The organism is Vibrio sp. 378 (assembly GCF_033339435.1).
In genome coordinates this window covers 1-571 of record NZ_JAWOUO010000926.1, presented here as the reverse complement: position 1 = coordinate 571, position 571 = coordinate 1, and the positions used below count along the sequence as shown (strand labels likewise).

2 protein-coding genes are annotated in these 571 nt (G+C 44.5%); both read right to left on the bottom strand.

Annotated elements, in window-relative coordinates; translation table 11 throughout:
- Positions 1 to 201 (bottom strand): HD domain-containing protein (locus R7Q48_RS29645; RefSeq protein WP_318133953.1); only part of this gene is annotated, 201 nt, incomplete at its 3' end.
- Position 202: 1 nt separating this feature from the next.
- Positions 203 to 571: GNAT family N-acetyltransferase (locus tag R7Q48_RS29640; RefSeq protein WP_318133952.1), on the bottom strand; the 369-nt coding region annotated here is incomplete at its 5' end.

Genomic DNA, 571 nt, shown 5'->3' with positions numbered 1-571 from the left:
TAGCATTTTCATCACTCGACAGATATCGACTGGTGCATTTGCGTGCTCTTCCATTAATACTGCCATCAATGCGACGTGCCAACTGTGCTCACCGCTGTTTTCAAGACGACCTTCGGCGCTTTTCACCCGAGTACGACGCAATACGCTTTTGAGCTTATCAAGTTCAATGAGTAATGCTAACTGCTTTTCTAATCGAACCATATTAGCGCCCTTCTTGCTGCCAATGAGGGTTAGTTAATGATGTCAGCACATGGTCTTGCCATTCACCATTGATCAAAAGGTAATCTTTTGCGTAACCTTCTTTGCAAAACCCGACAAACTCTAGCACAGCTTCACTGCGTTTGTTATGAGGCATATAGCCGGCTTGGATACGATGCATTTTTTGCACGTTAAACATGTAGTCGCATGCCATTTTTAACCCACGACGCATATAGCCGTGACCTTGTGCCTCTTCCGCCAAGGAATAGCCAACGTTACAGCTATAAAATGGAAAACGACTCATACTGCTGAATGAAATCGTTCCTAGCATGCGCCCTGTATCAACATGAATTAGCAAGCAATAGTAGCCAAG